The 18,593-nt window shown below is 63.5% G+C and carries 17 protein-coding genes; 14 read left to right on the forward strand and 3 right to left on the reverse strand.

The genetic code is table 11. From position 1 onward, the window contains the following. Nucleotides 1-4 precede the first annotated feature (4 nt). The 6 genes from HCO70_RS00775 (at nucleotide 5) to HCO70_RS00800 (ending at nucleotide 5,443) form a co-directional block, all read left to right on the forward strand. On the forward strand, nucleotides 5-565 hold the full coding sequence (locus tag HCO70_RS00775) for a permease (RefSeq protein ID WP_172292153.1): 561 nt from the start codon (nucleotides 5-7) through the stop codon (nucleotides 563-565). Then, complete coding sequence (locus HCO70_RS00780; protein WP_216665210.1) at nucleotides 562-1,098, forward strand: permease; 537 nt, start codon at nucleotides 562-564, stop codon at nucleotides 1,096-1,098. The genes HCO70_RS00775 and HCO70_RS00780 overlap by 4 nt, the downstream gene beginning before the upstream one ends. A 71-nt stretch (nucleotides 1,099-1,169) precedes the next feature. Then, the gene (locus tag HCO70_RS00785) at nucleotides 1,170-1,583 is read left to right on the forward strand and encodes an OsmC family protein (protein ID WP_172292155.1); all 414 of its coding nucleotides are present in this window, start codon (nucleotides 1,170-1,172) and stop codon (nucleotides 1,581-1,583) included. After that, nucleotides 1,580-1,795: a DUF3329 domain-containing protein gene (locus HCO70_RS00790; protein WP_172292157.1), complete on the forward strand. Its 216-nt coding sequence runs from the start codon at nucleotides 1,580-1,582 to the stop codon at nucleotides 1,793-1,795. The genes HCO70_RS00785 and HCO70_RS00790 overlap by 4 nt, the downstream gene beginning before the upstream one ends. 274 nt (nucleotides 1,796-2,069) lie before the next feature. After that, nucleotides 2,070-3,449 (forward strand): DEAD/DEAH box helicase, encoded by a 1,380-nt coding sequence (locus HCO70_RS00795; RefSeq protein ID WP_172292159.1) that lies wholly within the window; start codon nucleotides 2,070-2,072, stop codon nucleotides 3,447-3,449. Between the two features lie 299 nt (nucleotides 3,450-3,748). Continuing rightward, nucleotides 3,749-5,443 (forward strand): hypothetical protein, encoded by a 1,695-nt coding sequence (locus tag HCO70_RS00800; protein WP_216665211.1) that lies wholly within the window; start codon nucleotides 3,749-3,751, stop codon nucleotides 5,441-5,443. 188 nt (nucleotides 5,444-5,631) lie between these two features. Here HCO70_RS00800 and HCO70_RS00805 read toward each other — a convergent pair whose 3' ends face one another. After that, on the reverse strand, nucleotides 5,632-6,687 hold the full coding sequence (locus HCO70_RS00805; RefSeq protein WP_172292163.1) for a sugar phosphate isomerase/epimerase: 1,056 nt from the start codon (nucleotides 6,685-6,687) through the stop codon (nucleotides 5,632-5,634). 10 nt (nucleotides 6,688-6,697) lie between these two features. Then, nucleotides 6,698-7,738, reverse strand: coding sequence for a LacI family transcriptional regulator (locus HCO70_RS00810; RefSeq protein ID WP_172292165.1), 1,041 nt, complete (start codon nucleotides 7,736-7,738; stop codon nucleotides 6,698-6,700). Nucleotides 7,739-7,909: 171 nt separating this feature from the next. Between HCO70_RS00810 and HCO70_RS00815 the strand changes: the two genes are divergently transcribed. The 8 genes from HCO70_RS00815 to HCO70_RS00850 all read left to right on the forward strand — a co-directional run bounded on the left by HCO70_RS00815 (nucleotide 7,910) and on the right by HCO70_RS00850 (nucleotide 17,350). Then, entirely contained in the window at nucleotides 7,910-9,139 is a 1,230-nt protein-coding gene (locus tag HCO70_RS00815; RefSeq protein WP_172292167.1) for an ABC transporter substrate-binding protein, read from the forward strand. Between the two features lie 686 nt (nucleotides 9,140-9,825). Then, nucleotides 9,826-10,653, forward strand: coding sequence for a carbohydrate ABC transporter permease (locus HCO70_RS00820; protein WP_172296036.1), 828 nt, complete (start codon nucleotides 9,826-9,828; stop codon nucleotides 10,651-10,653). A gap of 10 nt (nucleotides 10,654-10,663) precedes the next feature. Next, nucleotides 10,664-11,587, forward strand: a complete 924-nt coding sequence (locus HCO70_RS00825; protein ID WP_216665212.1) for a carbohydrate ABC transporter permease — start codon at nucleotides 10,664-10,666, stop codon at nucleotides 11,585-11,587. A gap of 3 nt (nucleotides 11,588-11,590) precedes the next feature. Then, nucleotides 11,591-12,670: an ABC transporter ATP-binding protein gene (locus HCO70_RS00830; protein WP_172292171.1), complete on the forward strand. Its 1,080-nt coding sequence runs from the start codon at nucleotides 11,591-11,593 to the stop codon at nucleotides 12,668-12,670. A gap of 68 nt (nucleotides 12,671-12,738) precedes the next feature. Further along, nucleotides 12,739-13,491, forward strand: a complete 753-nt coding sequence (locus HCO70_RS00835) for a sugar phosphate isomerase/epimerase (protein ID WP_172292173.1) — start codon at nucleotides 12,739-12,741, stop codon at nucleotides 13,489-13,491. Between the two features lie 12 nt (nucleotides 13,492-13,503). Next, complete coding sequence (locus tag HCO70_RS00840; RefSeq protein ID WP_172292175.1) at nucleotides 13,504-14,646, forward strand: Gfo/Idh/MocA family protein; 1,143 nt, start codon at nucleotides 13,504-13,506, stop codon at nucleotides 14,644-14,646. Beyond that, nucleotides 14,643-15,692: an L-glyceraldehyde 3-phosphate reductase gene (gene mgrA, locus HCO70_RS00845; protein WP_172292177.1), complete on the forward strand. Its 1,050-nt coding sequence runs from the start codon at nucleotides 14,643-14,645 to the stop codon at nucleotides 15,690-15,692. The genes HCO70_RS00840 and mgrA overlap by 4 nt, the downstream gene beginning before the upstream one ends. Nucleotides 15,693-15,745: 53 nt before the next feature. Continuing rightward, nucleotides 15,746-17,350: a glycoside hydrolase family 43 protein gene (locus HCO70_RS00850; RefSeq protein WP_172292179.1), complete on the forward strand. Its 1,605-nt coding sequence runs from the start codon at nucleotides 15,746-15,748 to the stop codon at nucleotides 17,348-17,350. A 7-nt stretch (nucleotides 17,351-17,357) separates the two neighbouring features. On the opposite strand, the gene HCO70_RS00855 is transcribed toward HCO70_RS00850, so the two are convergent. Further along, a complete protein-coding gene (locus HCO70_RS00855) occupies nucleotides 17,358-18,590 on the reverse strand; it encodes an efflux RND transporter periplasmic adaptor subunit (RefSeq protein ID WP_172292181.1) in 1,233 nt (410 codons plus the stop codon). Between the last annotated feature and the right edge of the window lie 3 nt (nucleotides 18,591-18,593).

Genomic DNA, 18,593 nt, shown 5'->3' on the forward strand with positions numbered 1-18,593 from the left:
CCTGATGGGAAAGCCGTTCGACAAAACCTTCCTCGTCTTCTTGATCATCGCGCTGGTGGCAGGTGCCGCATGCTACCACCTGAAAGGTGCCGAAGTGACGCTGGATGCGGTTCGTAACGCCCTCGGTCTGGCTCTGTTCGTCGCGCCGCAGCTTCTGGCCGGCCTGATGATCGGCGGGCTGATCCAGGCGATCGGCATGCAGGACAAGATACGGCGTTTCTTTGGCGGCTCCACCGGCTGGCGTGGACTGGTATTGGGGTCGGTTGCCGGGGCGCTGACACCTTCGGGGCCGTTCGCGTCATTTCCGCTGGTAATCGCGCTGTGGAAGGCAGGCGCCGATCTTGGTGCGGTGGTCGCTTACATCACCGGCTGGGCACTTATTGGGGTTCACCGCCTGATCGTGTGGGAGATCCCGCTGATGGGCGCAGAATTCAGCCTTGTGCGACTGCTGATCAGCCTGCCGATGCCAGTGCTTGCCGGGTATCTCGCACGGGTCATTGCACGCAATACATCCCTCAATCCCGGCCCGCCGGGTGAGGACGGGCCGGAAGGCGCGCGCGCTTGAAGATTGCCGTGCGCCTCTTTCTGCCGCTGCTGCTGATCTGGCTGGGCATTGTGGCCTACAGGCGTGGCGGCATGATTGCGCTGCGCCAGTCCGGCGGCTTTGCGGTCACCTCTGCGCTCAACATCGCGCCGCGCCTGATCGTTGCACTGCTCGCCGCTTCGTTCCTGTCGCAGATCATCCCGGCAGAGCTTATCGGGCGGCAGATCGGCGCGTCGAGCGGCCTCACCGGGATCCTGATCGCGTCGATTCTCGGTGGCATCATGCCCGGCGGGCCTATGACCTCGTTTCCGATCGCCGTGTTCCTCTGGGGCTCCGGCGCCGGGGCGCCGCAGATCATGGCGCTGATCGCGGGGTGGTCGGTCTTTGCCATGCACCGGGTCATCGCTTACGAGTTGCCGATGATGGGATGGCGGTTCACCCTGCTGCGGATGCTGGCCGTGGCGGTGATCCCGCCGCTGACCGGTCTTCTGGCGGCGGAGGTTGTGTCGCTGCTGGGTCCCGACGCCTTCGCGCCGCCGGCGGGCCGGCTCTGAGCGCGGTGCTTGCCGGAATCGCGGTTGAGCCAGTATCATCTAGGCGCGCCGCTGCCAGGGGAGGAGGCCGCATGACGCGACATATCGGGATGAGTTTTCGCACCGTTTCGGGGACCGCCGCTGGCCTGGGAATGGCAGGCGGGCGATCTGTAGTCGCCGACCGGCCAGAAGGTGTTGCCGGGGGCAGGGGCCTCGGGTTCGAGGGCGGCGAACTGATGGCAGCCGCGCTTGGCGGATGCTTCTGGAACGAACTGAACTTCGCGGCCCACGAATCCGGACTGCAGATCGCGATAGAAGCGCTGGACGCCGAGGTGGAACTGGCGGGAACGCCGCCGCGGGTGGCACGTGCCCGCGTGTGCGCCCGGCTTTCCGGTGCGGACGAGACAACGCTGCAGGCTGTCTTCGACGCCGCGCGCGACAGTTCCATCATCGCCAACTCGATCACGGATGCGATCCCCGTGATGTTCGAGCGCTTGCCCGGATGAGAAAACTGATCGACACCTCGCACCCGTTTTATCGCCCGCTCTGGGTGCGGATTGCCGTGACCCTATTCTGCCTTGCGTGGGGCGCTTTCGAAGGCGTTAACGGTAACGGTTTCTGGGCCTCGCTGTTCATCGGGCTGGGCATTCTATGTGCCTACGAGTTCTTCATAGCGTACAAACCGCCCGCGTCCGAGCCGGAGGACGAGGACGCCTAGGCCGCCGTGCGGAGCTTGACAAAGCCGCCGCGATGCCACATGTGCCTCTCGACGCTGCGCTGCCGCGTGAGCATGCCGCGCCCTGACAAGGGCCATCAGCGCACCACGATATCCAGTTCCCATTCACGCAGGGTTCTTACCGCGACGGCCGGATGGCACGGGGTTCGCCCGTTCATCCAGAGGCCGCGCTTAACCCTCGCCCGGCGGTGCGCTTCGCATCGCCTTGTCCATTCTCCGTCCGCATCCCGCGGAACGGGTCCGAAAAGGAAACCTTTTGTTCGACTTCGACATGCTCGGCCTTGCGCCGGCCCTTAACGACGCCATCAAGCGCGTCGGATTCAAAGAACCTACCCCGATCCAGAACCAGGCGATTCCGCTGGCGCTGGAAGGCCATGACGTCCTGGGTCTTGCCCAGACCGGCACCGGCAAGACGCTGGCCTTCGGCCTGCCGCTGATCGATGCCCTGCTGGCGCAGCCCGGCCGGCCCGCGCCCAAGACCGTCAAGGCGCTGATCCTCGCGCCGACCCGCGAACTGGTGAACCAGATTGCAGAAAGCCTGCGCGGCCTGACCGTGGGCACGAAATTGCGTGTCTCGACCGTGGTCGGCGGTCAGTCCATCGGCAAGCAGATCAACTTCCTGTCGCGCGGCACCGACATCCTCGTCGCCACGCCCGGCCGCCTCATCGACCTGATGGAGCGCGGCGCGGTGGACCTGTCGCAGACCCGCCAGCTAGTGCTGGACGAGGCCGACCAGATGCTGGACCTCGGCTTCATTCATGCGCTGCGCAAGATCGCGCCGCGCCTCGGCACTCCTCGGCAGACCATGTTGTTCTCGGCCACCATGCCGAAACAGATGGAAGAGCTCAGCCGCGCCTACTTGACCAACCCGCGCCGGGTGCAGGTCTCGCCCCCGGGCAAGGCCGCCGACAAGATCACCCAGTCGGTGCATTTCGTCGACAAGCCCGCGAAACCGGCCAAGCTGCGCGAGATCCTGTCGCGCGACATGGACGCGCTGACGCTGGTCTTCTCTCGCACCAAGCACGGAGCTGAGAAGCTGATGAAGGGGCTGGTCGACGACGGCTTCAACGCCGCTTCGATCCACGGCAACAAAAGCCAGGGACAGCGCGACCGCGCAATCAAGGCGTTCCGCGACGGTGACATCACCGTGCTGGTCGCCACCGACGTGGCCGCGCGCGGCATCGACATTCCCGGCGTGGCCTATGTGGTCAACTACGACCTGCCGGAAGTGCCCGACAACTACGTCCACCGCATCGGTCGCACGGCGCGCGCCGGACGCGAAGGCGAGGCCATTGCGTTCTGCGCCGCGGACGAGGTCGATCAGCTGAAGCAGATCGAGAAGCTGATGAAGATCGAGATTCCGGTCGCCGGTGGCACCCGCCCGACGGCAGAGGCCGGCGAACGCTCCGGCAAGCCGCAGCGCAATCGCCGCCGCCGCGGCGGTAGTGGCGGTGGCCAGCAGGGTCGCCGTCAGGAAGGTCAGCAGGGCCGCCGGAATGAGGGCCAGCAGGCGCGTCGGCAGGAAGGTCAACAAGGCCGTCGGCAGGAAGGTCAGAAGCCCCGCACAGCCGCCAATGCGCCGCAGAAGCCGAAATCGAACAACCGCCGCCGCCAGCGCCGCCGCGCGAACGCGTAACGCGCTTCGGCAGGTCGTTCCTAGACCAGACAGATATGGGCCCGGCATCGCGGATGCCGGGCCCATTTTCATGTGTGCCAATGCGGGTCGACCTCGCCGTACGAAGTGCCCAGTCGGCTGGGTAGGGAAGCTCTGCCGGGCGATCCGCCATTCAACTGACGGTTACACGCAGCCGCCGATTGGCTGGATGGAATTTTCCGAATGAACGTGGTATAGTGCACGCAATTTAATGACTTTATTGCTTCACATTTAGGGATTTTCCAATGCGATACTTGCTTTGCGGGATACTTGCTACGGTTGTGACCGTCCCATCGCTCGCCACGGCCGTGCCTCTCTATCTTTTCGAGTCCGTCGCGTCCGCTCCGTCCACGGCGCCGGGTGGTAATATGCCGCTGAACCGGCGCCCGTCGATCGCCGATACGGGCGAAGTTGTGCTGTCCGAGCGCTATCTTGACGGAGGCATTGTTCGCGAACGCATCCGTGTCGTTGCGGCCGATGGAACAGACCGCATCGCGGCTGACGAAGCGAGCGTCAATCTCGATATCGACTTCGAGACGAACCCGGTCATCAGCGACGACGGCGAGTACATTTCCTTTACCGCGACGGACAGTGACGGCCTTTACGGCGTCTACCGGGTGGATTCGGCCGGCCTGATCACCCGCATTGTCAGGGAGGGCGACAAGGACACCGAATTCGTCAGCGTCGAAAACATCACCTGCCGGACAGGCTGCCCGGTCAGCAACTACCAGACCACCAACCAGGGTGAGCCGAAACTGGACGGAAGGGTCGCCTTCTACAAGCTGCAGGGGCCTCCGGGCACTCTAGAAAGCGGCAGCATCGCAGCCGGGCGGGGCGGCGATGTCTATCCGCTGAAATCCGGGCCGAAAGCCACGCCAAACATGCATCAGGCCAATACGGGGCAGGTTTACTTCATCGTCGAGAACGCCGACGGCGTAATTTCGACCATCGATGGTACGTCGTTCAACCAGATCCTCTACTCCGGCAGCGGCTATTACGATTTCAGCGATGTTGCGCTTGAAACGCTGGCCACGAATGGCCCGATGACCGCCGCTGTTGTAACGGGACGCAGATCTTCCACCGGTGAGGCGGTGGTGCTGCAAAGGATTTCGCCGACTGAGTTTGACGAGGTCGCTACGGAAATCGGTCCCTTCGATGCGTTCCGAGAAGTCTCTGTGAACAAATACCAGGAGATCGTCTTCGGCGCCGATCTCGATATCCAGGGCTCCGGCATTTTCACCGGGGACGATGCCGCAAACAACCGCGTCATCGGTCCGGGAGACGTGCTCTTTGGACAAACCGTCGTTTCCGTGGGCCTGCAGAAGGCAGAGGCGCTGAACGACGATGGCATCATCACGCTTTGGGCCGAATTGGCCGACGGAACACAGCACATACTGCGGGCGCAGTCTTTCGCCGACTACCTATCCGATCTTGATATCCAGATGAGCCTGCCGAAAGGCGGAAGCCTTTCGGTCGCCTCGGCCCTGCAGGGCGCTTTCCCGACATCGGCCTTCGACCTGGAGTTCGACGTGGATTTCCTGACCGGAATGGGAATGCTGGAAGTCCTGATCGGCGATATGTCACTTGGCACCCTGCGTTCCGAAAGCGTGCCGTCGGACGGGATCTACCGGTTCGCAGGTATCAGCCCGCAGCCATTCTTCGGCGACCTCCAAAGGGGCGAAACTGTCGATCTGAGATTCCTGCTGACGGGTCAGGACGGCGCGACGATACGTCTGGACAACGTCGCCTTCCTGCAGGACGGCAGGCGCCTGGACCTTCTTTCGAACGGGGATTTCGAGGAAGGCTATCTCTCGGGCTGGCGGGTCGAGGGAAGCGAGGGCGCGACGGCCTTTGCGAAATCGGTGCCAAATGCGCTCGCGCCAGTGCCATTGCCAGCATCGGCATTTCTGCTGATCGGTGCGCTTGGCCTCTGTGCTACGGCCACACGTCTACGGCGACGCCGGATCCAGACCTGATCAATCGACGACGCCGGCCTGTCGCGGGTTGAGACGAAGGGCCGACGCGCTTGCTGCCCGGGTTTGGTCCGCTGTGGCCATGATCCGGCGTGTTGAGGCCGCGAGCATGAGGAAGGTGCCCGAACGAAGACGGGTACCTTTGTCACTTCGGATTCGCAGTCTGCGGCGGGCGAAGTCAGGCGCCCCCCTCACAGCCCCAGCATCGACCGGATCTTCGCCTGATCGGTCTCGCCACCGGCGAAATCGTCAAAGGCCTTGCCGGTCGCCTCGATGATATGGGCGTTGATGAACGGCGCGCCTTCCGCCGCGCCCTGTTCGGGGGATATCAGGCAGCATTCCCATTCCAGCACCGCCCAGCTGTCGTAATCGTACTGACAGAGTTTCGAGAAGATGCCCGAGAAATCCACCTGCCCGTCGCCTAGCGATCGGAACCGTCCGGCGCGTTCGGTCCAGCCCTGATAGCCCGAATAGACGCCCTGCCGCCCGTCCGGATTGAACTCCGCATCCTTCACGTGGAAGGCGCAGATCCGGTCGTGGTAGAGGTCGATGAAGGACAGGTAGTCCAGCTGCTGCAGCAGGAAGTGCGAGGGGTCGTAGTTGATCAGCGCCCGGTCATGGTTTCCCGTCGCCTCCACGAACATCTCGTAGGTCGCGCCATCGAACACGTCCTCGCCCGGGTGGATTTCGTAGCCTACATCCACGCCCTGATCCTCGTAGACATCGAGGATTTCCTTCCATCGGCGGCCAAGCTCGGCGAAAGCCTCTTCGATCAGGCCGGGCGGGCGCTGCGGCCAGGGGTAGAGATAGGGGAAAGCCAGCGAACCGGTGAAGGACACGGTCGTATCCAGTCCCATGTTGCGCGCCGCCTTGGCCGCCTTCTTCATCTGGTCCACGGCCCATTCCTGCCGCGCTTTCGGGTTCTTGTGCACGGACTCGGGCGCGAAGGCGTCGAACGCCAGGTCGTAGGCCGGATGGACGGCCACCAGTTGCCCCTGCAGGTGGGTCGACAGCTCGCTGACCGCTACGCCGGCATCCGAACAGATGCCCAGCACCTCGTCGCAATAGGTCTGGCTTCCGGCGGCCTTGTCGAGGTCGAACAGCCGGTCGTCGAAGGTAGGGATCTGCACTGCCTTGTAGCCGAGCGAGGCCGCCCAGCCCGCGATCCCTGCAAGCGAATTGTACGGCGCTTCGTCGCCTGCGAACTGGGCCAGGAACAGTCCTGGCCCCTTCATCGTGCTGGCCATGTCTCCTCCGTCATGACGCGGGTTTCAGTATGTCGAGCCCGGTGCGGAACGAGGCGGCATTCGGCACCTCAAGCCCCTGCATCGGCGGTTCGTCGGGTTCCTCTATGGCGCGGATCGCGGCGCGGGCGAGGAAGTCTCCGGCCCGCCGTACATCTTCGGACACCGCGAGGATCGACGGGCGGAACTGGGTCAGGAAGTTCACCGATTCCTTGGCGGCGACATCGACATTGCCGCCGACGACCCGGCCTTCCGCTTCCAGCGCGGCGACGACAGACATCGCGGCGGTGGTCGAGGCGCAAAGCATTCCGTCCACGTCCGGATGGCGTGTCAGGTAACCCATCGTCGCGGCGGCGATCGTCTCGGGGCTGTCATCCGAAGTCGCGTCCATGTTGAACCGCGCAGTAATGCCGGCCGCGTGCGCGGCTTCTTCCATGCCTGCCTTGATGTCCTGCGAGTAGTTCTGCGCCAGCGGCGGGGCGATCACCATGACGTGCCGTCGCCCCCGCGCCGCCAGCCGTTCCACAGCCAGCTTGGCGAAAGCGCGGTTGTCATAGTCGAAATACGAATGCTGCTCGCGCCACTCGGACCGGCCGTGGGCGGCAAAGGGAAAGCCTTCGTCGATCAGATACCGGAGCCTCGGGTCCTGCGGCTGGATCTGGTTCAGGATCATCGCATCGGCGGTCGCGTTCTCGACCACGTAGCGCACCGGGATCATCGGATCCTCGGTCGGGAAGTAGGGTGTGACGATCAGGTGGTAGCGCGTGCTGCGCAGCGCGCCGGCGATGGCCGAGATCATCCGCGCGGTGTGGTTCAGGATTTCGTGCTCGGTCGACAGGATCAGCGAGATGACGTTGGTCTTGCCGGTCTTCAGGCGCACGCCGGCGCGGTTCGGAACGTAGCCGATCTCTCGCGCGATCTGACGGATTCGCGCTTTGGTTGCGGCACCGATATCCGGGGCGTCATGAAGTGCCCGGCTGACAGTGGGTACCGCCAATCCGCTCAGCTCTGATATCGTCTTGAGCGTGGGTTTTTTCCTGTCGCTCGCGGCCATTTCATCCCATCAACCGGTTCATCCTGCACGGTTTTTTCCACGCGATACAAGCCGGATCCTTGTATTATCCGCCGTCGGCGGCGTTCGGATTATCTGGCATGTTAGCGCTTGAAACGCAAATCTAAAACGTTATAGGCTCTCCGTAAACGATTTAGCCAAAGGGAGGACTCAATGAGAAAACTGGCTACTTTGTTGACTGCGACGGCCCTGACGACCGCGGGCGCGGCGCATGCAACGGACCTTGAAGTCATGCACTGGTGGACATCGGGCGGCGAAGCAGCCGCCGTCGCCGAACTCGCCAGGGCATTCGATGCAACAGACAACCACTGGGTCGACGGCGCGATCGCCGGTTCTGGTGGCACCGCCCGTCCGATCATCGTCAGCCGGATCATCGGCGGTGACCCGATGGGGGCGTTCCAGTTCAACCATGGGCGGCAAGCCGAGGAGTTGATCGAGGCGGGCCTGCTGCGCGATCTCACCGACGTGGCCGAGGCGGAAGGCTGGAAGGACATCGTCAATCCACCCTCGCTGATGGATGCGTGCACCGTCGATGGCAAGATCTATTGCGCGCCGGTGAACATCCACTCTTGGCAATGGCTGTGGCTCAGCCACGATGCGTTCGAGAAGGCGGGCGTCGACGTTCCGACCAACTGGGACGAATACGTCGCGGCCGCTCCGGCCCTGCGCGAAGCAGGTGTCGTGCCGCTGGCACTGGGCGGTCAGCCCTGGCAGGCTTCGGGCCTGTTCAACGTACTGATGGTCGGCCTGGCCGGTCCGGACGTGCTGGTGCAGGTCTATGGTGAGAACGACGCCGAACTCGCCGCTGGCGAGGAACTGGCGCGCGTTTTCAAGGCCGCCGCCGATGCGCGTGAAATGTCGCAAGGCTCGAACGTGCAGGACTGGAACCAGGCGACCAACATGGTTATCACCGGCGCCGCCGGCGGTCAGGTGATGGGCGACTGGGCACAGGGTGAGTTCCAGGTGGCCGGACAGGTCGCAGGCGAGGATTATTCCTGTCTGCCGGGTCTGGGCATCAACGAACTGATCGACACCGCCGGTGACGCTTTCTACTTCCCGGTCGTTGACGATGAAGAGATCACCGCGGCGCAGGACGTTCTGGCGGCGACGCTGCTGGCGCCCGAAACGCAGGTGGCCTTCAACCTCAAGAAGGGCTCGCTGCCGATCCGGGGCGATATCGACCTCGCAGCGGCGAACGACTGCATGAAGAAGGGTCTCGAGATCCTGGCCGCCGGCAATACCTTGCCTTCGACCACGATCCTGAACACCGAGGACACGAACAACCAACTCAACGACCTGTTCGTGGAATTCTTCAACGATCCCTCGATCACGCCGGAGGACGCGCAGGCGCGCTTCGTCGACATCGTCGCGAACGCGGACTGATCGCATCCTGAAGATACCGCCGGCTCCCAGAGCCGGCGGATTTCCACGCCGGTCCGCGCTGGGGGCAGCTTTGCATCAGCGAGGAGCCTGACGGGAAAGCGGCCGGGGAGGGCCGCTCGAGGGGAGAACGAGTAATGGCGGAAATCGCCGAATCCGTCGTCGGAGCGGGTGCAACGCCCGATGATCGGCGCGCGCGTAGCGAACGTGGCTTTGTAACTGGGATCGTCAGTGCTGCGCTTATATGGCTGGCGATGCAGCTTGGCCTGAACCTGCTTTTCGAACTGGCCGGACCGACAGGCGCATGGGTTGCGTTCCTGTTGCCTTGGGCCTGTCTGGCCTTTGCCGTCCTGTCGCTTGCAGGCATGTATTCCACCCGCTCCGGGCCCGTAGTGGTCGGCAGCAACCGCCTGCGGCGCAATGCGTACGGCTGGTGGCTGCTGGCGGCATTCCTGCTGTTGATGGCCATTTTGGGCGAGAGCGCCGAACCCATCTTCGACCCGCTGGGCAAATTCGGTGGCATCATTGTCGAGTTCTGTTCGGATCATGGGCTCTTTTGGGGCGTCGCCGCCGCACTTGTCGGCGCCGCGCTTGTGATTGCAGGCACCGACACCCTACAGGCGAACAGGCCGGGGCTTGTCGAGCGCGTGCTGGTGCTGAACCTTACCGCCAAGATCGCAGCCATTCCTATGGCGGTCGTCGCGGTCGCCGTCTTCCTTGGCGGAACGATCTGGACGGTGGTCTATTCCTTCACCAACTCCAAGCTTCTGCCACGTGCGCAATTCGTCGGTCTCGATCAATACGAACGGTTATGGAGCACAAACCGCTGGATCGTCTCGATCGAGAACCTGATGATCTACGGGATCTGCTCTCTGATCCTGTCCTTCATTATCGGTTTCACCCTCGCCGCCCTGATGGATCAGAAGATCCGGTTCGAGAACACGTTCCGCACCATCATCCTTTATCCCTTCGCGCTATCCTTCATCGTCACCGGTCTGGTCTGGCAGTGGATCCTCAATCCGGATTTCGGGGTGCAGAGCATCATTCGCGGTCTGGGCTGGGAAAGCTTCACATTCGATCCGCTGAACAATGCCGACATCGTCATCTTCGGCATTCTGATCGCTGGGCTGTGGCAGGGCACCGGCCTTGTCATGGTGCTGATGCTCGCCGGTCTGCGCGGCATCGATCAGGAGATCTGGAAGGCCGCCCGCGTCGACGGCATCCCGGCGTGGAAGACCTACCTCTTCATCGTCATTCCGATGATGCGGCCGGTCTTCATCACCACGCTGGTCATCATCGCGTCGGGCATCGTGCGGCTCTACGACCTTGTCGTGGCGCAGACATCGGGCGGGCCGGGCATCTCGTCCGAAGTCCCGGCGAAATACGTATACGACTACATGTTCCAGGGTCAGAACCTTGGCCAGGGCTTTGCGGCGTCGACCATGATGCTGCTGGCTGTCGCCATCGTCGTCATCCCCTGGGCCTATCTGGAATTCGGGAGCAAGAACCGTGGCTAATCCGGCAGTTATGTCCCAGACAGCGGCCGGTTTCGACGCCGTGTCGCGGCAACTCGAAGGCCCGCAGGGCCCGAAACCGCGCAAGCGCTTCTCCCGCGCCAATATCTTCATCTACGGCACGCTGATCGTCGTGGCGTTCTATTACGCGCTGCCGCTCTACGTCATGATCGTGACATCGCTGAAGGGGATGCCCGAGATCCGGCTTGGCAACATCTTCTCGCCGCCGGTTGAAATTACCTTCGAGCCGTGGGTCAAAGCGTGGTCGCAGGCCTGTACGGGCCTCAACTGCGACGGTCTAAGCCGCGGCTTCTGGAACTCTGTCCAGATCACAGTGCCATCGGTAATCATCTCGATCCTGATCGCATCCGTGAACGGCTATGCGCTCGCGAACTGGCGGTTCAAGGGAGCCGACACCTTCTTCACCATCCTGATCTTCGGGGCCTTCATCCCCTATCAGGTGATGCTGTACCCGATCGTGATCATCCTTCGGGAAATCGGGCTTTACGGCACGCTCTGGGGCCTCGTCATCGTGCATACGATCTTCGGCATGCCGATCCTGACGCTCTTGTTCCGCAACTACTTCACCTCGCTGCCGGAAGAGCTTTTCAAGGCCGCCCGCGTCGACGGTGCGCGGTTCTGGGGGATCTATTTCCAGATCATGCTGCCGATGTCGCTGCCGATCTTCGTGGTTGCGATGATCATTCAGGTCACCGGGATCTGGAACGACTTCCTTTTCGGCGTGGTCTACACCAAGCCAGACACCTACCCGATGACGGTTCAGCTCAACAACATCGTCAACTCGGTGCAGGGCGTGAAAGAATACAACGTCAACATGGCGGCCACGATCCTGACCGGGCTCGTGCCGCTGACCATCTACTTCGTATCCGGCAAACTTTTCGTGCGCGGCATCGCCGCGGGCGCCGTCAAAGGCTGAGACATGACTGCTAATTCCGTTGAAATCAAAAATCTCGACCTGTCCTTCGGCGCCGTCGAAGTCCTGAAGAATCTGAATCTGGAGATCCCGGAAGGCGAGTTCCTTGTCCTGCTGGGCGCGTCCGGCTGCGGCAAGTCCACGCTGCTGAACTGCATCGCCGGGCTGCTGGAAGTGACCGGCGGCCAGATCTGGATCAAGGATCGCAACGTGACCTGGGAAGAACCCAGCCACCGCGGCATCGGCATGGTGTTCCAGTCATACGCGCTCTACCCGCAGATGTCCGTGAAGGGGAACCTGTCCTTCGGGCTGAAGAACGCGAAGGTGCCGAAGGTCGAGATCGAGGAACGCGTCGCCCGTGCGGCGGAGATCCTGCAGATCCAGCCGCTGCTGGACCGCAAGCCAGCGGCACTGTCGGGCGGTCAACGGCAGCGGGTGGCGATCGGCCGGGCGTTGGTGCGCGACGTGGACGTCTTCCTGTTCGACGAGCCTTTGTCTAACCTCGACGCCAAGCTGCGCGCGGACCTGCGGGTGGAGATCAAGCGGCTGCACCACAAGCTGAAGAACACGATGATCTACGTCACCCACGATCAGATCGAGGCAATGACACTGGCCGACCGGATCGCGATCATGCGGGCGGGCAAGATCCAGCAGCTCGGCTCGCCCGACGAGATCTACAACCGTCCCAAGACGAAGTACGTGGCCGAGTTCATCGGCTCGCCGTCGATGAATTTCCTGAACGGGGACCTAACTGCGGAAGGCTTTGCCATGGATGGCGAGACGGTGCCGATGCAGGGCTACAAGTTCGCCAACGGCGCGGCTCCCGGTCCGGCATGGATGGGTATCCGGCCGGAGCATGTCGCGACGGGCGATCAGGCCCAGGCGATGCCCTACAATGCCGATGTCACGGTCGAGTTATTCGAGCCGATGGGTGCCGATACGCTTGTCTGGACCACCGTTGCCGGGCAGCCATTCCACTTCAATCTCGACGGCCAGCACAAGGTTGCCAGTGGCGACCAGATGAAGATTGGCTTCGATACTTCCCGTAGCTCGCTGTTCGACAAGAGCAGCGAAGCGCGTCTCTGACACAAAACGGCAAACCGCCAGCAGTACGAAAGAAACAGGCCCTCCGGGGTGGCACAAGGAACGACCAGATGACCGATTTCTCCTACCAGCTCTATTCCTCGCGCAACTTCCCGCCTCTGTCGGACACGCTGAAGATGGTGGCGAATGCGGGCTACAAGCAGGTCGAAGGCTACGGCGGGCTTTATGCGAACCCCGGTGATCTGAACCAGCTGAAAGCTGACCTCGACGCCAACGGGCTGACCATGCCCACCGGCCATTTCAGCCTCGAGATGGTGCGCGACACGCCGGACCGGGTGCTTGAGATTGCGAAAACGCTGGGTCTTAAGGCCGTCTTCGTCCCCGCCGTCGGCCCCGATCAGCGCAAGCAGGACGCCAAGGGCTGGGCCGCCCTGGGCAACACGCTGGCCGAGGCGGGCAAGCCGATCCAGGACGCGGGTCTGACCTATGGATGGCACAACCACGCCTTCGAATTCGTTGATACTGGCGGCGACGACATGCCGCTCGACCTGATCCTCGGTGGCGGCGATCTCGCCTGGGAATTCGACGTCGCATGGTGCGTCAAGGGCGGGCAGGACCCGCTGCAATGGCTCGAGAAGTACCGCGACCGTATCTTTGCCGCCCACGTGAAGGACATCGCCCCCGAAGGCGAGTGCACCGACGAGGACGGCTGGGCCGATGTCGGTCATGGCACCATGGACTGGGCCGGCATCATGACCGCCTTGCGCTCGACCCCGTGCCGGTATTTTGTGATGGAACACGACAATCCATCCGACCACGCACGTTTCGCCCGGCGCTCCATCGCCTCGGCGCAAAGCTATTAAGGACCTGACAACATGGACAAACTCGGCGTAGGCATCATCGGCTGCGGCAATATCTCTACGGCCTACCTCCGGCTCGCTCCGCTGTTCAAGGCACTGGAGGTGCGCGCCGTGGCCGACCTGAACATGGGAGCCTGCAAGGCACGCGCGGAGGAATTCAACACCGAAGCGCTGTCGGTCGAGGATCTGCTGGCGCGCGACGACATCGGTGTCGTCGTAAACCTGACCATCCCCGAGGCGCACTTCCCCGTCTCGAAACAGGCGCTTCTTGCGGGCAAGCATGTCTATTCCGAAAAGCCGTTGGTGCTGTCGCTCGAGGGCGGCGAGGAGCTTTCGGATATCGCCGAAGAGACCGGCCTGCGCGTCGGCTCCGCGCCCGACACGTTCCTCGGCGGCTCGCACCAGCTGGCCCGTGCCCGCATCGACGAAGGGCTGATCGGCCAAGTCACCGCCGGGTCCGCCCATGTCATGAGCCACGGAATGGAGCACTGGCACCCAAACCCCGATTTCTTCTTCCTGCCCGGCGCCGGCCCGGTCCTCGATGTCGGCCCCTACTACATCACCAACCTGATCCAGTTGCTGGGTCCGGTGAACCGCGTTGCCTCGCTCGCCACTTCCGCCACGCCGACCCGCACGATCCTCACCGAAGGACCGCGCCAGGGCGAGGAGATCCCGGTGAAGACCCCGACCAACATCCATGCGCTGCTGGAGTTCGACAACGGCGCAACGATCACCTTCTCGGCCAGCTGGGATATCTGGGCGCACCGCCACGGCCCGATGGAGCTCTACGGCACCGAGGGCTCGCTGTTCCTGCCCGACCCGAACTTCTTTGGCGGCAATGTCGGGCATGCCGGTCGCGACGGCGAAATCACCGATCTGAAAGCCTGGGACCATCCGTTCGGCCGCACCAATCAGGAGCACCCGAAGCTCGGCGGACTAGCCAACTACCGCACCGCCGGTCTTGCCGACATGGCGCAGGCGATCCAGGAAGGCCGCCCACACCGCTGTTCGCTGGAGCTCGCGGTGCACGCGGTGGACGTCATGACCTCGATCCTGACCGCCGGCGAACACGGCCGCTGGATCGAGCTTGACACCACCTGCGAACGGCCCGCGCCAATGACGCCCGCCGACGCAGCCGCTCTGATGGTGGACGAATGACCTATTCCCCGGCAGAAGACCGCTACGAGCGAATGATCTACCGGCGCTGCGGCCAGTCCGGGCTGCAGCTGCCCGCCATATCGCTGGGCCTCTGGCACAATTTCGGCGGTGACACCGCGCACGACGCCAAGCGCGCGATCTGCCGGACCGCCTTTGACCTCGGCATCACCCATTTCGACCTCGCCAACAACTACGGCCCGCCTCCGGGCAGCGCCGAAACAGCCTTTGGCGATATCCTGAGGACCGATTTCGCGGGCTACCGCGACGAACTCATCATCTCTTCTAAGGCGGGCTACGGCATGTGGCCCGGCCCTTACGGCGAATGGGGATCGCGCAAGTACCTAATCGCCTCCTGCGACCAGTCGCTAAAGCGTCTTGGTGTCGACTATGTCGACATCTTTTATTCCCACCGCTTCGATCCCGAAACGCCGCTGGAAGAAACGATGGGCGCGCTCGACAGCATCGTGCGGTCGGGCAAGGCGCTCTATGCAGGGATATCGTCCTACAACTCCGATCGCACGCGCGAGGCAGTGGCGATCCTCAAGGATCTCGGTACGCCCTGCCTGATCCACCAGCCGAGCTACAACATGCTGAACCGCTGGGTGGAGCGCGACGGCCTGAAAGAGACGCTGGCCGAACTCGGCGTCGGGTCCATCGCGTTCACGCCGCTGGCACAGGGCATGCTGACGGCGAAATACCTGAACGGCATCCCCGAAGGTTCCCGTGCCACGCAGGGCAAATCGCTGAACCCGAACATGCTGTCGGAGCATGCCATCGAGAACATCCGCAAACTCAACGATATTGCAGAGGCACGCGGCCAGACGCTGGCGCAGATGGCAATCGCTTGGGTTCTTCGCGAAGGCGGCATCACCACAGCTCTGATTGGGGCGTCGAAACCGAGCCAGGTGGAGGATTGCGTCGGCGCAATCGGTAACCTGGAGTTCAAAACCGACGAACTGGCGCGGATTGACGAATATGCCGACGAAGAGAAGATCAACCTGTGGGCCAAGTCGTCCGAGACGTCCAAGGGTGCGGCAGAGCGGTGACCTGTGACTGCTTTCGCAGATATCTCAACATCGATTGAAGTAAAGGCGCCGCGATGATCCGCAATCCCATTCTACCCGGCTTCAATCCCGATCCATCCATATGCCGGGTTGGAGAAGATTACTACATCGCCACCTCCACCTTCGAATGGTATCCCGGCGTCCAGATCCACCATTCCCGCGACCTCGTGAACTGGACGCTCGTTTCGCGCCCACTGAACCGAGCTGCGCTGCTCGACATGCGCGGAAATCCCGACAGCTGCGGTATCTGGGCACCCTGTCTCAGCCATGCGGACGGAAAGTTCTGGCTCGTCTACACGGACGTCAAACGCTACGACGGCTCATTCAAGGACGCGCCGAACTACATCACCACATGCGAGACGATCGACGGTGAATGGACCGATCCTTGGTTCATCAAGAACACCGGCTTTGACCCGTCGCTGTTCCATGACGAAGACGGCAAGAAATACTTCATGGTCCTTCAGTGGAACCACCGTGGCAAGGGTACTGGTGGCAATCCGAAACATGCCAGCTTCGACGGTATCCTGCTTCAGGAATGGTCGCCGGAAACCGGCCTCAGTGGCCAGATCAGGAAAATCTACGATGGCACCGACCGCGGGTTGACCGAGGGGCCGCATATCTTCAAGCGGGGCGGCTGGTACTACCTGACCGTGGCAGAGGGCGGCACCGGTTACGACCACGCGGTGACGATGGCGCGCTCCCGCGACATTTGGGGACCGTACGAAACGCATCCGCAGAAGCACCTGATCTCTACAATGCATGCGCCGGAGCATCCGATCCAGCGAACCGGTCACGGGCAGTATGTCGAAACGCCGGACGGGCAGGGCTATCACACCTTCCTGATGGGCCGGCCAATCTCCGGCCCGGACGGAACCGGCCGCTACTGCCCGCGCGGGCGTGAAACCGGGATCGAGCGGGTCCTCTGGCGCGACGACTGGCTGTGGCTGGAAGACGGCGGCATGCTGCCGCGCGAAGAACTACCAGGGCTGACCGATGCCGAGCCGGAGCCGCCTCGGTCCTCGGACACCGATTTCTCCGGCCGTGCGCTGCCGCCCGAGTTCCAGTGGTTACGCACGCCCGAGACCGACCGCATATTCCGCATCGGCGACGGCGCGCTGACGCTCATCGCGCGCGAAAGCCCCGGCAGCTGGTTCGAGCAGTCCCTTGTCGCCCGTCGGCAGGAGCATCTGCGCTATGCCGCTGAAACGACGGTGGAATTCGAACCGGCCACCTATCAGGCGAATGCCGGCCTTACGACCTACTACAACCGCTTCAAGTTCCATTCTCTGCTCGTCACGGACGATGCCGAATTTGGCCGCGTGCTGGTCATCACGTCCTGCCCCGGCAATTACCCCGACGGCGGCATCGAGATGATCGGCGAACCGGAGCCGCTACAGCCCGGCCCCGTGGACCTGCGGGTCGAGGTTGATGGCGCGACGCAGAGGTTCTTCTACCGGCAGGGCGGCGGCAACTGGCAGCCGCTGGGGCCGGAACTGAACGCCGCCGTGATCTCGGACGAGGGCGGGCGGGGTGAGCACGGCTCCTTCACTGGCGCCTTCGTCGGCATGATGGCCTTCGACATCTCCGGCCTCGCCGCCGAGGCGCGGTTTTCGCGGTTCGGGTACTACCCGGTCGAATAACGCCCGACTATTCGACCACCCGCTGCGCTACCCGCGTGCCGGCGGTGAGGGTGGCCGACGGGAATTGCACAACCTGTTCGCCCGGTTCCAGCCCGCCCAGCACCTCTGCCAGCAACCCGTTGTCGCGGCCGATTTCGACCGCCTGCGTCTCCGCCCGCTCGTCGCGAACAACGAACACCGCCCAGCCGTCGCCGTCCCGGAACAGCGCGCTGGACGGCACGATCACCGCGTCCTCCGACTGCCAGATCACGATCCGCGTCTCCACCCGAAAACCGTGCCCCAGCCCCTCGCGCCGCTCCGGCGGGCTGGAGATGCGGACGACTACCGTCACCCGCTGTTCCTCCACCCCCAGCGCCGAGGTCTTGGTTTGCCCGAACGGCTCCACCCGCGTCACCGTGCCCGCCAGTGATCCGGGCCCACCCCAGCTCTCGATGATCACGTCGTCGCCGACGCTGACCTGCACCGCGTCGGAGGAGATCAGCTCCACAACCACTTCCAGATTGTCGCGCACGTCGCCGACCTCTAGGATCGGGGATCCTGCCGGCAACGTCGTCTCGTCCTCGTTGATCACGCGCAGGATCACCCCGTCGGTCGGCGAATAGATCGGCATCACGTCGCCCAGCTGCGCCTCCAGCGCATCCAGTAAACCGCGGTCGTCGAAGCCGATCAGCTGCGCCTGCGCGCTCTGCAGCTCCGCACGGCGCTGCGCAATCGCCGCCTCCGCCGTATGCAGCCCCGCCTCCGCCGCCCGCGCCTGACCTTCCGCCCGGTCCAGCGCCGCCTGGCTCACGGTTCCGCTCTCCGCCAGCCGCCGCGCGCGTTCCACGTCAGAGTTCGCCACGTCCAGATCGGCACGCGCCGCTTCGAGGTTGGCCTCTGCCACGCGCAGCGCCGCTTCTGCGGCTTCCACCGCCGCCATCGCCTGTCCGCGCGTCCGCGCGTCCAGCGCCGACGGGTTCGCCGGGCGCATTTGCGCCACGACCGACGCGTTCTCGGTCACCGCGTCGCCCGGGCGCACCTCTACCCGCAGAAGCCTGCCGTCCACCGGCGTCGACACGACGAAAGCGTCCCGCACCCGCGTCCGCCCCTCCTCGTCGATGGTCAGCATCATCTCGCCCCGGCTCACCTCACCGATATCCACCATCGTGGCGCGCGGCCAGAACGCGGCGGTCAGGGCGGCGACTACCAGAATGGCGGCGCCGATCGTCAGGATGGGACGAGAGAGTTTCTTGCGCGCCATGCT

Source organism: Pseudoruegeria sp. HB172150, assembly GCF_013184805.1.
Classification (GTDB): domain Bacteria; phylum Pseudomonadota; class Alphaproteobacteria; order Rhodobacterales; family Rhodobacteraceae; genus Psychromarinibacter.

Excerpts from the sequence above, each read along its gene's own strand:
- HCO70_RS00840 (WP_172292175.1), top strand. The coding sequence starts at position 13,504 with ATGGACAAACTCGGCGTAGGCATCATCGGCTGCGGCAATATCTCTACG.
- HCO70_RS00775 (WP_172292153.1), top strand. The coding sequence starts at position 5 with ATGGGAAAGCCGTTCGACAAAACCTTCCTCGTCTTCTTGATCATCGCG.
- HCO70_RS00790 (WP_172292157.1), top strand. The coding sequence starts at position 1,580 with ATGAGAAAACTGATCGACACCTCGCACCCGTTTTATCGCCCGCTCTGG.
- HCO70_RS00835 (WP_172292173.1), top strand. The coding sequence starts at position 12,739 with ATGACCGATTTCTCCTACCAGCTCTATTCCTCGCGCAACTTCCCGCCT.
- HCO70_RS00830 (WP_172292171.1), top strand. The coding sequence starts at position 11,591 with ATGACTGCTAATTCCGTTGAAATCAAAAATCTCGACCTGTCCTTCGGC.
- HCO70_RS00855 (WP_172292181.1), bottom strand. The coding sequence starts at position 18,590 with ATGGCGCGCAAGAAACTCTCTCGTCCCATCCTGACGATCGGCGCCGCC.
- mgrA (WP_172292177.1), top strand. The coding sequence starts at position 14,643 with ATGACCTATTCCCCGGCAGAAGACCGCTACGAGCGAATGATCTACCGG.
- HCO70_RS00850 (WP_172292179.1), top strand. The coding sequence starts at position 15,746 with ATGATCCGCAATCCCATTCTACCCGGCTTCAATCCCGATCCATCCATA.
- HCO70_RS00785 (WP_172292155.1), top strand. The coding sequence starts at position 1,170 with ATGACGCGACATATCGGGATGAGTTTTCGCACCGTTTCGGGGACCGCC.
- HCO70_RS00820 (WP_172296036.1), top strand. The coding sequence starts at position 9,826 with ATGGCGGTCGTCGCGGTCGCCGTCTTCCTTGGCGGAACGATCTGGACG.
- HCO70_RS00815 (WP_172292167.1), top strand. The coding sequence starts at position 7,910 with ATGAGAAAACTGGCTACTTTGTTGACTGCGACGGCCCTGACGACCGCG.
- HCO70_RS00810 (WP_172292165.1), bottom strand. The coding sequence starts at position 7,738 with ATGGCCGCGAGCGACAGGAAAAAACCCACGCTCAAGACGATATCAGAG.
- HCO70_RS00825 (WP_216665212.1), top strand. The coding sequence starts at position 10,664 with ATGTCCCAGACAGCGGCCGGTTTCGACGCCGTGTCGCGGCAACTCGAA.
- HCO70_RS00805 (WP_172292163.1), bottom strand. The coding sequence starts at position 6,687 with ATGGCCAGCACGATGAAGGGGCCAGGACTGTTCCTGGCCCAGTTCGCA.